Origin of the sequence: Azospirillum sp. RU38E, from assembly GCF_900188385.1 — a bacterium.
GTDB lineage: Bacteria > Pseudomonadota > Alphaproteobacteria > Azospirillales > Azospirillaceae > Niveispirillum.
The window spans coordinates 22,740-35,996 of sequence record NZ_FZOI01000030.1 but is presented as its reverse complement, the minus strand read 5'-3'; the positions used below and the strand labels follow the sequence as shown (position 1 = coordinate 35,996).

Here is a 13,257-nt window from a genome sequence, read left to right as displayed (position 1 = left end):
TGCCGCGCAGTCAACCAGCGCATCCGCCAGAGACTGCAAATCCATCGTCGGCAGCGGCGCCGCCGTCGTTGGTGGAGCGCTTTCTAAACACCTCCGACCAACCCGTCAACCGTTTTTTTCACCGTTCCAAACTTTTTTCTCCGCAGCGCCGAAACGCTACAAAAAGCACAGAACCAACCCGGTCAATGGACCATCAAGCAAAACTTCCACCAGAACAAAGTCTGGCGAACAGCTCACCCAACAGCACGATAGATCATTCCACTTGCCCGAAGGCCGAAACCTTCAAAGAACCGTCGGTGATACTGGCCAAAACCACCATCACCCCGCCCCACAACTTGACAAACCATCCGGTCTGCATTCGTGGGAGGCGCTGTATAGGCGCATGATAAAACCGATGCAACAGGTTTTTTCAGAAATTTACGCCAGACCCAGCGCGCGCAATTCAGCCATCAGATGTTCGGGGAGCGCCTCGTCCCCTTCCCCACCGGCCAGATCGGCCGGTGCTTCTTCCGGTTTCAGATAGCGCCAGCCCTGGAAGGGCCGCTTGGGCATGGAGAGGGTTTCCACCAGTTCCGGATCCATCAGCATCCGGCAATAGGCCGTACCATCCACATCCTGCACCTCATCAAAACCGATGAAGCGCTGGCGGCACTGGATGAAGCCCTTCACCACCCAATAGATGCAGCCACCATCCAGCAGCTCGGCCATACGGGTGGGTGCGCGTTTGGTATAGGTCGGCACCACCGGCCGACCCTGCCATTGTATCTGGTGATCCTGGCGCCAGTCGCGCATGGATTGCAGACTGTCGGCCCCGACGGCCAGACGAAGCAGATGAATAGTCATGAAATCAGGCAGCCTTGGGAAAGGCGGGCTGCACACCCGCCGATGAGTTCCGATCAGGCTGCTGATATGGCGCGGGGCTCAGGCCCCGGCAAGCGCATTCATGGAGCGGCAGCGGCCTTCAAAATCTGCCGACAGGAATTCCGGTTTCTTGAACAGGCCCCGCAGCCATGCGGCCAGCATACATAGTTCTTCGAGCTTCAGTACTTCATCCAATGTGCCGTTGGGGAAGCGGACCTCGAAACTTTCCGAGATGATCTCCAACACCTCTTCCACCTGCTCAATGGAGAGGCCGCAATCGGTCTCCAGCGCGGCAGTGCGGGTCAGAATTTTCTCATCCACCCCATATTCATCGCGGATCAACTTCACGATCCAACGGAACATGTGCATCCAGTTCGACACGCCCTCAATGGACCGGCTCAACGCTGCCCCCGTCGCTTTCTCGACACGCTTGCGCGTGACACAGGAAGTCGGCCCGGCAGGGTGCCGGGCCGACGAACAATCGCACTATCACCCCAAAGGGTTAATCTTTTTTTGCTGCGCCTGCATATTTCAACCATGCTGACCAGAAGGATGGGGTGGGTTGCGGTCGGTTTCCCGATAAAGCTGGACCAGCTCGTCCACAGCACCGCTGGGAACACCCAGCGATTCCAAGGCCCCACGCGCCAGGGTCAGGCTGCTTTCAAAGGTTTCCGGCACCACGGCGATCACCCCCATGGCGAGGAGATTGCTGGCATGTTCCCGGTCACGTGCCCGGGCAAACAGCCGCAGATGTGGCCAATGATCCCGAAAAGCCGCCACGGTGCGGGCGGCAGCCAGCGGATCATCCAGGGTGATGATCGCCGCCAGCGCATGGTCGGCCCCCATCTGTTTCAGCAATTCATGACGCGCCGTATCGCCATAATGTACGGGCAGCCCTTCGCGCCGCTTCTCCCGCACCAGATCGGGATTGAGGTCGAGGGCCACCACCGGTACCTGCTGGCGGGCCATCAGGGCCGCCACGGTCTGGCCGACGCGGCCGAATCCGGCAATCAGCACATGCGGTTCGCCCAAGGCCTCCGGCACCGGCCCTTCAACGTTGGGCGAAACCCAGCGCACCAGCCGGTCAGCCAGCGCCGGCAGGAAGGGTGTGACGGCAATGGAGAGACCGACCGTGGCCACCAGGGCCTGCGACAGTTCCCCATCCAGCAGTTTTTGTTCTGCCGCCGTGGCGATCACCACGAAGGCGAACTCCCCCACCTCGCCCAGCAACAGGCCGGAGCGGATCGCCACCTCCCGCGTGGCACCGAAGGCCAGGGCGAGGCCGCCGGCGATCAATGCCTTGGTGAGGATCAGGCCGAACACGCCCAAGACAATCCAGCCGATCTTGTCGGCGATGGCCGCCGCATCAATGCCAAGCCCGACGGAGAGGAAGAACAGCCCCAGCAGCAGTCCTTTGAAGGGCTGCATATCGGTTTCGGCCTGATGGCGAAACTCCGTCCCCGCCAGCACCAGCCCGGCCAGAAAGGCGCCCAGCGCCATGGACAGGCCGCCGAGCCCGGTGGCCCAGCCAGTGCCCAGCACGATCAACAGGGAGGTGGCGGTGAAAAGTTCGGTGCTGCGGGTCACGGCCACCATGCGCAACAGCCGCCCCATGGTAAAACGGCCCACCAGCAGGATGACCACGACGGCAAGCGCCGCCTTGCCGAGCGCCAGCGCCATGGCCAGCGGAATCGACTGATCCGGCGGCCCCGCCAGCACGGCGGCGAACAGCAGCAGCGGCACCACCGCCAGATCCTGGAACAGCAGCACGGCAAAGGTGGTGCGGCCGGTGGGCGATGCCACCTCCCCCCGCTCGATCAGCAACTGCACCACCACCGCCGTGGACGACAGTGCCATGCCACCCCCCAGCAGAATCGCCGTTGCGGGCGACAGGCCCAAGGCGGCCGCCACCGTCGCCACCACACCCCCGGTGATGAGAAATTGCGCCGTGCCCAGACCGAACACCCAGCGGCCCAGGGCACGCAGGCGATCAACCGATAATTCCAGCCCGATCAGGAACAGCAGGAAGACAACGCCCAGCTCTGCCACCGCGCGGATCGGCTCAACCTCCCGCACCACGCCGAACCCTGTCGGCCCCAGCACCAGCCCCGCCCCCAGATAGCCCAGAACAGGGCTGATTCGCAGCCGATGAAGGAGTAGGATGCAGATAACCGCCACGGCAAGGAACAGCAGCCCTTCATCCATCATGGGCACGCCATGGGCAGCAGGTTCTGCGGCATGGTTCGCCGTTTCCGCGATGTCCAACGCTTGTCCTCCCCGGGTGACCTCTGGTTGGAACATCCCTAGCAGGGAGTCGTTGCATTTCCGAGAGATTTGAAAGGTCTGAAAACAAGTTTCCCCGTGAGCGGTTACGTCTTCCCAACCGGAAACCGGCGTCCCCACGCCCGCTTCCGACATGAAGCCAGGAGGAACGACACATGGAAAAGCCTGAGATGCAGAAGACCGCCGATGCCGAGCGGCTGGCGGAAAGCGAATGGCGACAGGCGGATAAGGCCCGATCGGCCGCCGCCCGCCACCCGTCCGCACGCGCCGTGAGCCCCAAGGGGGATGAGGCGACGCTGCGGGCCGTGGAATGGGCCAAGGCACGGCCGACCGACCATCTGCACCGCAAAGGGTTTGTCGGCAGCCAGCAGGAACGGCCGCACAAGCCATAAAATGGTTATTTTTGATTGAGGTTTACCATTTAATTACATCGTCGGATATATTACCATTCACACCTCCTTTGGTAGAGGGTGATATGTCCGGCGATCTTTTTCGTATTATCGATATCGGCCTGGGATTGATCCTGATCTATATGTCGCTCAGCGTCGTCGTCACCGCGATGACGGAGACGATTGCCGGGCTGTTGAAACTGCGTGCCTCCACCCTGGAACGCGGGGTGATCTGGCTGTTGCAGGGCAGCAAGGGTGATCCGGCGGCAGCGGTGTCAACCCCGCCTTCTTCCTTGAGCGACATTGCGGGCAAGGTGATGGCCCATCCGCTGATCAATGGCAGTGCCAGCGGCGGGGCCGCCGCCAGCATTCCGCCACGGGTTTTCGCCCTTACCCTGCTGGATGTGCTGCATCAGGCCGACAATGCCGCCGATGCCGTGGCACAATCCGCCAAGGGCCCGTCGGAGCCGGGTTTCAGCTTTGCGGATGCGCGGCAAACCATCGCCAAGCTGCCGGATGGACCCTTGAAGAACAACCTGCTGCTGGTGCTGGCCGATGCGGAACGGCGCGCGGTGGCCTTGGAGGATGCGCTGGCCCAATGGTACGATCAGGGCATGGCGCGGGTCAGTGAATGGTATCGCAAGCGTATCCAGCGCATCACCCTGGTGCTGGGCATCCTGGTGGCGGTGGTGGTCAATGCCAACACCATCCATATTGCCGAGGTGCTGTGGCAGGATGATATTGCCCGCCAGGTGACGCTGAGTGCGGCCCTGCAGGCCGGCAAGGACGCCGCCCCCGGCAGTGGTTGCACAATGGTGACCCAGCCACAGGGCAATGGTCCGGGGGGACAGCCAGAAGATGACGCGGCGGTGGCGGCAGCGATCCGTTGTCAGACGAGTGCTGCCATGCAGGCCTTCCGCGATGTTGGGGCGCTACCCATCGGCTGGGGACAGGATATTGCGGATATCGGCCGGCAGAAAGGCTGGGTGACCCTGATCCTGGGCTGGCTGATCACCGGCTTCGCCCTGCAGATGGGGGCACCCTTCTGGTTCGATCTGCTGCAAAAGCTGATGAAAATGCGCAGTACCCTGTCGGCAACGGGCTTCCTGGCCCAGGGCGGGGCGCAGCCGGAAAGCGCAGCCGCCCCCCCGGCTCAACAGGCGCAGAACAACAGCAAGGCCCCGGCAACGAACAGCTGATCCCAGCCCTGCCCCGGATCAGCCCTCCGTGTCGTCCGGCCCCGGCTTGCGCTGCTTCTTGCGGCCGGACAGGGCCGCGAGGATACCGTGGAAGGTGCGAACTTCCTGTTCGGTCATGGCGCAGCGCTGCAGGGTATTGCGCACATTGCGGATCATGGAAGGGCGCTTGTCCGGGTGGGTATAGAAACCCGTCAGGTCCAGTTCCCCTTCCAGATGTTCGAACAGGTTCTGCATTTCCGCCTTGGTGGCGGGGCGGCTGGCGCCGGTATGCAGATAGCGGTCTTCCACTTCCTGCCCGGCGATCCACCATTCATAGGCCACCAGCAGCACCGCCTGCCCCAGATTGAGGGAGGAGAAGCCGGGATTGAGCGGGATGGAAATCAGCGTGTCGGTCAGGGTGATATCGTCATTCACCAGCCCGGTACGCTCCGGCCCGAACATCAGGCCGATCTTGCGGCCGGCATCCCAATGGGCGCGCATTTCCGCCGCCGCCTCCCGCGCCGTCACCACCGGCTTGACCAGATCGCGGACACGGGCGGCGGTGGAATAGACCTTGTGCAGATCGGCAATCGCCGCCTCTGTGCTGTCAAACAGCTTCACATTATCCAGCACCAGGGTGGCACCGGCCGACGCCGACACCGCCTTTTCATTCGGCCAGCCGTCGCGCGGACTGACCAGACGCAGGTCGGTCAGCCCGCAATTCAGCATGGCGCGGGCGCAGGCACCGATATTCTCCCCCATCTGCGGCTGGATGAGGATGACGGCAGGCCCCTCGCCATCGGCCTGCGTCTTGGATAACAGCTTCTTGTTCGTACCGCTGGACATGGAACCCGCAACCTTAACGCCAAAGTGTCAAGGTGGCGGCCCCTGTCAGGCCGCCACCACAGGCTTGTCGATAGCGGCACCGGACCGGTAGAGGCAATAGGTAATGCTGTCCGACAGCGCATTGAAGCTGGCATCGATGACGTTTGCCGAGACGCCGACGGTCACCCAGCGCTGCCCATGGCGATCCGCCGTTTCGATCAGCACCCGCGTCACCGCCTTGCTGCCATCCTGGGCAGACAGGATGCGCACCTTGTAATCGACCAGCCGCATCCCCTCCAGCGCCGGATAGACGGGGATCAGGGCCTTGCGCAACGCCTGATCCAGCGCGTTGACGGGGCCATTGCCCTCGGCCACCGTCATCACCGGCTGGCCGTCACCGCTGGCCGACGGCACCTCCACCTTGGTGGTGGCTTCCGAGAGGGTCACCAGATCGCCCTTTGAATTCCAGCGGCGCTCATCCAGCACGCGGAAGGCGGCGAGGCGGAAATAATCCGGCACTTCGCCCAGGGCTCGGCGGGCCAGCAGTTCAAAGCTCGCCTCCGCCCCGTCATAGGCGTAGCCTTCAAACTCCCGCCGTTTCACCAGATCGACCAATTGGCCGATCCGTTCATCCTTGGGATCGACCTCCACCCCCACCTCCCGCAGGCGGGCCAGGATGTTGGAGCGGCCGGCCTGGTCAGAGACCAGCACATGGCGGCGGTTGCCGACCAGCGACGGGTCGACATGCTCATAGGAGCTGGGGTCTTTCTCCACAGCCGAGACATGCAGGCCGCCCTTATGGGCAAAGGCGCTCTCCCCCACATAGGCGGCATGGCGGTTGGGCGTGCGGTTCAGCCGTTCATCCAGCATCCGGCTGACATGGACCAGCCTTGCCAGCCCCTCACGGCTGACGCCGGTATCGAACCCCATCTTCACCGTCAGTGTGGGGATCAGAGAGAGCAGGTTGGCATTGCCGCAGCGCTCGCCCAGACCGTTCAGCGTGCCCTGGATCATCCGCGCCCCGGCCCGCACGGCGGCCAAGGAATTGGCCACGGCGTTTTCCGTGTCGTTGTGGGTGTGGATGCCGATATGGCTGCCGGGAATCACGCTGGCCACGCGGGCAACGATCTGTTCCACCTCATCCGGCAGGGTGCCGCCATTGGTGTCGCACAGCACCACCCAGCGGGCGCCCGCCTCATAGGCGGCCTGCACGCAAGCCAGCGCATAGTCGGGATTGGCCTTGTAGCCATCGAAGAAATGTTCGGCATCGAACAGGGGTTCACGGCCGCGGGCCTTGATCTCCCGGATGCTGTCGGCGATCAGGGTCAGATTCTCATCGCGCGGAATGCCCAACGCGACATCGACATGGAAATCCCAGCTTTTGCCGACGATGCAGACGGCTGCCGCCGGGCTGTCCAACAGTGCCGACAGGCCGGGATCGTTCGAGGCGCTGCGGCCCGGCCGGCGCGTCATGCCGAACGCGGTGAAGGTGGCGCGGCCCAGCTTCGGCGGTTCGGCAAAAAAGGCATCGTCGGTGGGGTTGGCACCGGGCCAGCCGCCTTCGACATAATCAACGCCCAGCGCGTCCAGCTCCTGCGCGATGGCAATCTTGTCCGCCACGGTGAAATCCACGCCCGAGGTCTGGGCGCCGTCGCGCAGGGTGGTATCGTAGAGATAGACGCGGTTCGTTTCGTTCATATTACAAGGCCAAATAGAAATGACATTGCCGAACATGGCAAATCCGCGCCGACGGATCAATGGTTATGCGTGCATAGCCATTGGTCGGCGACGTCGTTTGGCCTAGATAGGGGCGCAGGTGAGCATCTTGGGCTTCAGCGGCGGCACCCCTTGACCGCCGGGGGATGGATGGACGTGACGAACATGCTGGAATGGCGCATCAGCGACCAGCCGGTGGAATATCCGGACGCGTTGGCCTTTATGGAAGCGCGGGTGGCCGACATCCGCGCCGGGACCGCGCCGGAATGCGTCTGGCTGCTGGAACATCCCCCGCTTTATACCGCCGGCACCTCCGCCAAGGCCGCCGACCTGCTGACGGCGCAGTTCCCCGTCTATGATGCCGGGCGCGGCGGGCAATATACCTATCACGGGCCGGGCCAGCGCATTGGCTATGTCATGCTGGATGTGGCGGCGCGCGGCGGCGACCTGCATGATTTTGTCTGGCGGCTGGAAGAATGGCTGATCCGCACCCTGTCCCAGTTCGCCGTGAAGGGCGAACGCCGCTGCGGCCGGGTGGGCGTGTGGATCGATATGGCGCCTTATGGCCGGCCGGGCCAGGAAGCCAAGATCGCCGCCTTGGGCGTGCGAATCCGGCGGGGGGTCAGCTTCCATGGTGTGTCGTTGAATGTGGAGCCGGACCTGACGCATTTCGGTGGCATCGTCCCCTGTGGCATCAAGGAACATGGCGTCACCTCCCTGGCCGATCTGGGGCATATCGTCACCCTGGATGAGGTGGACATGGCCATGCAGGCAGCCTTCCTGGACGTGTTCGGACCCGATGCGGTGGCGCGGGAGACCTGTGCTGTGACGGAGAATGCCGATGGATAAGCACCGTTCCATCACCGCCATCGTGCTTTACGCCGTCGGCGGGGCGGCCATCCTGGTCTCCATGTTCATGCTGGTGGCCCCGACGGCGGAAACCTATGGGCCGGCCCTGGTCGGCCTGCTGCTGGGGGTGGCGCTGTCTGGGTTGGGCCGCGCCTGCCAGCATTTGTCCCGCATCCGGGCCCTGCTGGAGGGACGGGTTTAAACCTTATACCAATCTCCCTTGATCGTTACCGATCCAGGGAGATTTGCGTTCCCTCAGGTGCCGGGCGCCCGCATCCGCAGGCTTGGCTCACGGCGCACGAGCGCCGGGCCGGCGGTCGCCGGCCTCCACCCCGCCGAAAGGTCAAACTTTCGGCGGGGTGGCATTAAACCTTGCGACCCGGCGGCGTTCTGGGCGGCGGCTCCCCATAGGCTTTGGCCGCCACTTCCGGCTTTTTCAGGTTTTCCATCAGCTTCATAGCGAATTTCCCGCCATCATTGCGGCTGCGCAGGAAGGACGTCACCACGTCACGCGCCGCTTCCTTATCATAAGGCACATGACCGGGCGGCAAGGTGCGGGCGGCTTCCGCCGCCTGGGCAGCCTTCTCCGCCCGTTCCAGCACATTGGGATCAATGCGGCGGCGGATGGCCCGCATCTGGCGCAGCAATTCAGCCTTCGGGTCGGCGGACATGGGGCGGCTCTCTTCCTGGCAAGCTTCCCCTTAAGATGGCGCAGCTGCCACGGCGCGCAAGACATATTGCGCGCCGTGGAGACGGGCCAAAACCGTTACCCAAGCTGACAGGGTGGGCATGGCTGGGCGGATCGCGTCATGTGCAAGGGCATGGCGGCTGGGTCAGTCACACCATAACCCAGCCGTTCATAGGTGAGCCGGGCTGGGTTGGTCGGCTCCACATAAAGGCTCGTCGTCAGTCCCTGCCGGTCGGTCACATCCAGCCAAGCCTGCAACATCAGGCGCCCGGGGGATCCCACTCGCTGATCTGGCAGGACCGCGATATCCACGATATGCGCATTCCCGTCCAGTACAGCCATCCAGCAGAAGGCGCCGATCATCAGGCCATCTGCCCGCAGCAGGATCAGTTCGGTGAAACCGGGATAGTCGCTGGCAAAGGCCCGCCGACGCAGGGCGAATTGCTGGGAGGCCAGCATGGCGGTCACCCGGTCCGCGATTTCCGGACCAACGATGCGGGCATGGGATTCCCGCATACACTCTGTGAACAGGCTTTGCAGCCAGTCCAGGTCCGCCGGCCCCGCCAGCCGGGCTGCGAACGCGGTGCCGGCGCGGGCGGCGAAGGCATCAATCAGCGCAGTGGCTGGTACCGACTGAACCGTCATGGCATCCCCCAGCTCCTGCCCTATCAGCAGAAAATGACCTGATAATAGCGCGCGCCGGGATAGTCGGGGTCCATCAGGTCCATGGTGGGTACCACGTTAACCCCCTCAATCGTTCCGACAATGGGGTGGCTCAGATTGTAAGTGCCTTCGTTGGCAATCTTGTCAGATGGCCCCCGAAATATCAGCAGGAACGGCATGCGCTGGACAAGGGCGATCTTGGTCCGATGCATTGGGTCCGCCTTCACCAAGGTTAACTCGAGATATCCGCCGCCGCCATCTTCCAGGACCCATTTTTTGTCGAGGTGGGGGAAAAACATATCCCTCGTTACGATGTCGAGCATGTGCAGCCATTCTATCCAGATGAAAAAAGGCCGGTCCTGTTCAGGGGGCCGGCCTGCTTCGGTTCAGTCGCGCGATGGGAAGATGCCATCGACAACGATCAGGTACGTCAATCCCAGGCTGGGCTGCGTGACGTTGATGGAGTAAGCACCAGCCGAGCTGACCACGACAGCCTGACCGGCACCCGTCGCGCCCACCTCGATGGTACCACCCGTAACCGTGGTGATGCTGCCAGTCAAGGCACCGACACTGCCAGATACGGCAGCAGGAAACGGCTTCAGCGTCGTCGTCGTGGCCGCCGTGCTGTAAACCTGCGTATTATAGGTCGTTGGACCGTTTTTCGTGAAGGCGTTGGCCAGAGCCATGGCGGCATTCGGCTGCTGCGTCGTGGTGCTTGCGGTCGCATTGTCCACAACCGGGATGGCCACACTAGCGGACAGGGTCGAGGCCCCTTGGCCCATGGTCACCATCTGGTTTCCAGTGGTGGGTTTGAATATAGCCGAATGAGTGTGTTGCGGCAAATTACTAATCCCAAGGGTGAATGCCCCCTGGCTGTTAATGACGCCGCTAACAACGGGGCTGCCGGCAGTATGCCCCAACTGCAATACGGGCAACGCGCCATTGCTTGTATTCACACCAACGATGGTGCGCCCCCGCAAGTCAGGAAGCATAAAAGTACTTGAACCATTACCCCCATAGATTGTTCCCATAATTGCAAAAAGGGCATTGTATTGCTGAATGGCAAGAGTCTGACCTTGACAATTCATAAAGCCCCTGGGAATGAAATTCCCGGCCCACGGCACGATCGAGCCCATCATATATTCCATCTGTGTCCATCCTTCTGAAACAGGCCACAATAGAGACAGGCAGGGGCGGCCGGGTTCCTGCCTACAGGAATAGGCATAATGCGTTTGCCCAATTTGGGGCATCAACGCATAGGCGTACTACACCTAAAGCGGGAGTATATACACCAAAACTGACCGACGGGGGAACTATGTTATGACCTAAATTTGATCTGGCTGCGATTTTTTCCGGCAAACACCCCTGAAGGGCGCATCCATACAGCTGTACCAGTCATAGTGCCCGTTCTGATAACGGACGAAAGCAGTGAACCGTTTTGAAAAGGTAGGCCGACCGGCCGGCCCAAAGACAAAAAAAATCGCAGGTTCCGGTGGGCGATGGGCCCCACCAGAACCTGCGATGATGATTCAACGCATCAGGCCGTCAGGTCGAACCGGTCGGCATTCATCACCTTCACCCAGGCGGCGACGAAATCCTGCACGAATTTCTGTGCATTATCGTCCTGGGCATAAAGCTCCGCATAGGCGCGCAGCACGGAGTTGGAGCCGAACACCAGATCAACCCGGGAGGCCGTCCATTTCACCGCCCCCGTCTTGCGGTCGCGGATTTCATAAGTAACGGCATCGCCCTTCTGCCAGCGATAGGCCATGTCGGTCAGGTTGACGAAGAAGTCATTCGTCAAAGCCCCTTCACGGTCGGTGAAGACGCCATCCTTGCTGCCGCCATAGTTGGCACCCAGCACCCGCAGGCCGCCGACCAGCACCGTCATTTCCGCCGCCGTCAGACCCATCAGCTGCGCCCGGTCCAGCAACAGCTCCTCCGGGCTGACGGCATAGGCCTTCTTCACCCAGTTGCGGAAACCATCATGGATCGGTTCCAGCGGGGCGAAGCTGTCGGCATCGGTCTGCTCGTCGCTGGCATCGCCCCGGCCGGGGGCGAAGGGCACCGTGATATCAAAGCTGGCCGCCTTGGCCGCCTGTTCGATCCCGACATTGCCGGCCAGCACGATGGTATCGGCCAGCGAAGCACCCGACGCGGCAGCGATGGGTTCCAGCACGGCCAGCACCTTGGCCAGACGCGCCGGTTCATTGCCTTCCCAATCCTTCTGCGGGGCCAGCCGGATACGGGCCCCATTGGCCCCGCCGCGCATGTCCGACGCCCGGAAGGTGCGCGCACTGTCCCAGGCGGTGGCGACCAGTTCGGCGATGGAGAGGCCAGAGGCGGCAATCTGCGCCTTCACAGCCGCCACATCATAATCCGTGCGGCCCACCGGCACCGGATCTTGCCAGATCAGGTCTTCGGCCGGCACGTCCGGGCCGATATAGCGGGCCTTGGGGCCCATATCGCGGTGGGTCAGCTTGAACCAGGCGCGGGCGAACACCTCATTGAAATAGGCCGGGTCTTTGTAGAAGCGCTCGGAAATCTGGCGATAGGCCGGGTCTTTGATCATGGCCATGTCGGCATCGGTCATGATCGGGTTATAGCGGATCGACGGGTCTTCCACGTCGGTCGGCTTATCCTCTTCCTTGATATTCACCGGCTCCCACTGCCAGGCCCCGGCGGGGGACTTGCGCAATTCCCATTCATGGTTGAACAGCATCTGGAAATAGCCATTGTCCCAGCGGGTGGGGTGCGTGGTCCAGGCCCCTTCGATGCCCGACGTAACGGTGAACCGGCCCTTGCCGCTCTGGTTCGGGTTGGACCAACCGAAACCCTGTTCGGTCACGTCGGCGGCTTCCGGGTTGGGGCCCAGCTTGCTGGCATCGCCATTGCCATGGGCCTTGCCCACCGTATGGCCGCCGGCCGTCAGGGCCACCGTCTCTTCATCATTCATCGCCATGCGGGCAAAGGTTTCCCGCACCTGGGCCGCCGTCTTCAGCGGGTCGGGCTTGCCGTTCACCCCTTCCGGATTGACATAGATAAGGCCCATCTGCACCGCCGCCAGCGGGTTTTCCATGGTGGCGGGTTCGTCAACATTGCCATAGCGCCCGTCGGACGGGGCCAGCCATTCCTTCTCTGCGCCCCAATAAATATCTTTTTCCGGGTGCCAGATATCCTCACGGCCAAAGGCAAAGCCAAAGGTCTTCAGGCCCATATTTTCATAGGCGATGGTGCCGGCCAGGATCATCAGGTCGGCCCAGCTGATCTTGTTGCCATACTTCTTCTTGATCGGCCACAGCAGGCGGCGCGCCTTGTCCAGGCTGACATTATCCGGCCAGCTGTTCAGCGGGGCGAAGCGCTGGTTGCCAGTGCCGCCACCGCCACGGCCATCAGCGATGCGATAGGTGCCGGCGGAGTGCCAGGCCATGCGGATCATCAACCCGCCATAATGGCCCCAATCCGCCGGCCACCAATCCTGGCTGTCGGTCATCAGCGCGTGCAGGTCGCGCTTGATCGCGTCGAAATCCAGGCTCTTCACCGCCTCGCGGTAGGAGAAGCCCTGGCCCAGCGGGTTGGTCTTGGTATCGTGCTGGTGCAGAATGTCGAGATTGAGCGCATTGGGCCACCAATGGGTGGCACTGCTGCTGCTGGCGGTGTTGCCCCCGTGCATGAAGGGACATTTGCCGCTGGCAATGGTAATATTGTTGCCTTCCATTCTTGCCTCCGCCGATCTAGCCTGATGTTTGTCGATTCCGTACGGCGCCTTGGCGCCCTGGACGCCAAAGTATCAGGGTCGGCGATT

At 62.4% G+C, this 13,257-nt stretch carries 15 protein-coding genes; 5 read left to right on the top strand and 10 right to left on the bottom strand.

From position 1 onward, the window contains the following. The coding region (locus CHB97_RS26720) for a hypothetical protein (protein WP_211098335.1) at nucleotides 1–386 on the top strand (386 nt) is incomplete at its 5' end. Nucleotides 387–417: 31 nt separating this feature from the next. Here CHB97_RS26720 and CHB97_RS24540 read toward each other — a convergent pair. From CHB97_RS24540 to CHB97_RS24530, 3 genes are all read right to left on the bottom strand, one after another. After that, a complete protein-coding gene (locus CHB97_RS24540) occupies nucleotides 418–843 on the bottom strand; it encodes a DUF1489 family protein (protein WP_089290664.1) in 426 nt (141 codons plus the stop codon). Nucleotides 844–921: 78 nt separating this feature from the next. Continuing rightward, nucleotides 922–1,263 carry an acyl carrier protein gene (locus CHB97_RS24535; RefSeq protein ID WP_089290663.1) on the bottom strand — a complete coding sequence of 114 codons (342 nt, stop codon included), beginning with the start codon at nucleotides 1,261–1,263 and terminating at the stop codon, nucleotides 922–924. Nucleotides 1,264–1,392: 129 nt separating this feature from the next. Next, the gene (locus CHB97_RS24530) at nucleotides 1,393–3,126 is read right to left on the bottom strand and encodes a monovalent cation:proton antiporter-2 (CPA2) family protein (protein WP_160106242.1); all 1,734 of its coding nucleotides are present in this window, start codon (nucleotides 3,124–3,126) and stop codon (nucleotides 1,393–1,395) included. A gap of 173 nt (nucleotides 3,127–3,299) precedes the next feature. On the opposite strand from CHB97_RS24530, the gene CHB97_RS26560 reads away from it, so the two are divergent. Together CHB97_RS26560 and CHB97_RS24525 are read left to right on the top strand one after the other, a co-directional pair. Then, nucleotides 3,300–3,536 (top strand): hypothetical protein, encoded by a 237-nt coding sequence (locus CHB97_RS26560; protein WP_160106240.1) that lies wholly within the window; start codon nucleotides 3,300–3,302, stop codon nucleotides 3,534–3,536. An 83-nt stretch (nucleotides 3,537–3,619) separates the two neighbouring features. After that, entirely contained in the window at nucleotides 3,620–4,732 is a 1,113-nt protein-coding gene (locus tag CHB97_RS24525) for a hypothetical protein (protein ID WP_089290661.1), read from the top strand. 18 nt (nucleotides 4,733–4,750) lie between these two features. Here CHB97_RS24525 and CHB97_RS24520 read toward each other — a convergent pair whose 3' ends face one another. Together CHB97_RS24520 and cimA are read right to left on the bottom strand one after the other, a co-directional pair. Further along, complete coding sequence (locus tag CHB97_RS24520) at nucleotides 4,751–5,557, bottom strand: RNA methyltransferase (RefSeq protein ID WP_089290660.1); 807 nt, start codon at nucleotides 5,555–5,557, stop codon at nucleotides 4,751–4,753. A 45-nt stretch (nucleotides 5,558–5,602) separates the two neighbouring features. Further along, nucleotides 5,603–7,234: a citramalate synthase gene (gene cimA / locus CHB97_RS24515; RefSeq protein WP_089290665.1), complete on the bottom strand. Its 1,632-nt coding sequence runs from the start codon at nucleotides 7,232–7,234 to the stop codon at nucleotides 5,603–5,605. 186 nt (nucleotides 7,235–7,420) lie between these two features. On the opposite strand from cimA, the gene lipB reads away from it, so the two are divergent. Both lipB and CHB97_RS24505 read left to right on the top strand, forming a co-directional pair. Next, complete coding sequence (lipB, locus tag CHB97_RS24510; protein WP_200820114.1) at nucleotides 7,421–8,101, top strand: lipoyl(octanoyl) transferase LipB; 681 nt, start codon at nucleotides 7,421–7,423, stop codon at nucleotides 8,099–8,101. Beyond that, a complete protein-coding gene (locus tag CHB97_RS24505) occupies nucleotides 8,094–8,303 on the top strand; it encodes a hypothetical protein (RefSeq protein WP_089290658.1) in 210 nt (69 codons plus the stop codon). The genes lipB and CHB97_RS24505 overlap by 8 nt, the downstream gene beginning before the upstream one ends. Nucleotides 8,304–8,466: 163 nt before the next feature. Here CHB97_RS24505 and CHB97_RS24500 read toward each other — a convergent pair whose 3' ends face one another. The 5 genes from CHB97_RS24500 to katG form a co-directional block, all read right to left on the bottom strand. Then, complete coding sequence (locus CHB97_RS24500; RefSeq protein WP_089290657.1) at nucleotides 8,467–8,772, bottom strand: hypothetical protein; 306 nt, start codon at nucleotides 8,770–8,772, stop codon at nucleotides 8,467–8,469. Between the two features lie 95 nt (nucleotides 8,773–8,867). Then, nucleotides 8,868–9,434 carry a GNAT family N-acetyltransferase gene (locus tag CHB97_RS24495; RefSeq protein WP_089290656.1) on the bottom strand — a complete coding sequence of 189 codons (567 nt, stop codon included), beginning with the start codon at nucleotides 9,432–9,434 and terminating at the stop codon, nucleotides 8,868–8,870. A gap of 23 nt (nucleotides 9,435–9,457) precedes the next feature. Continuing rightward, nucleotides 9,458–9,775: a hypothetical protein gene (locus tag CHB97_RS24490; protein WP_089290655.1), complete on the bottom strand. Its 318-nt coding sequence runs from the start codon at nucleotides 9,773–9,775 to the stop codon at nucleotides 9,458–9,460. Nucleotides 9,776–9,838: 63 nt separating this feature from the next. Continuing rightward, nucleotides 9,839–10,600: a phage tail protein gene (locus CHB97_RS24485; protein ID WP_160106238.1), complete on the bottom strand. Its 762-nt coding sequence runs from the start codon at nucleotides 10,598–10,600 to the stop codon at nucleotides 9,839–9,841. Between the two features lie 389 nt (nucleotides 10,601–10,989). After that, nucleotides 10,990–13,170 carry a catalase/peroxidase HPI gene (gene katG, locus CHB97_RS24480; protein WP_089290653.1) on the bottom strand — a complete coding sequence of 727 codons (2,181 nt, stop codon included), beginning with the start codon at nucleotides 13,168–13,170 and terminating at the stop codon, nucleotides 10,990–10,992. Nucleotides 13,171–13,257 lie beyond the last annotated feature (87 nt).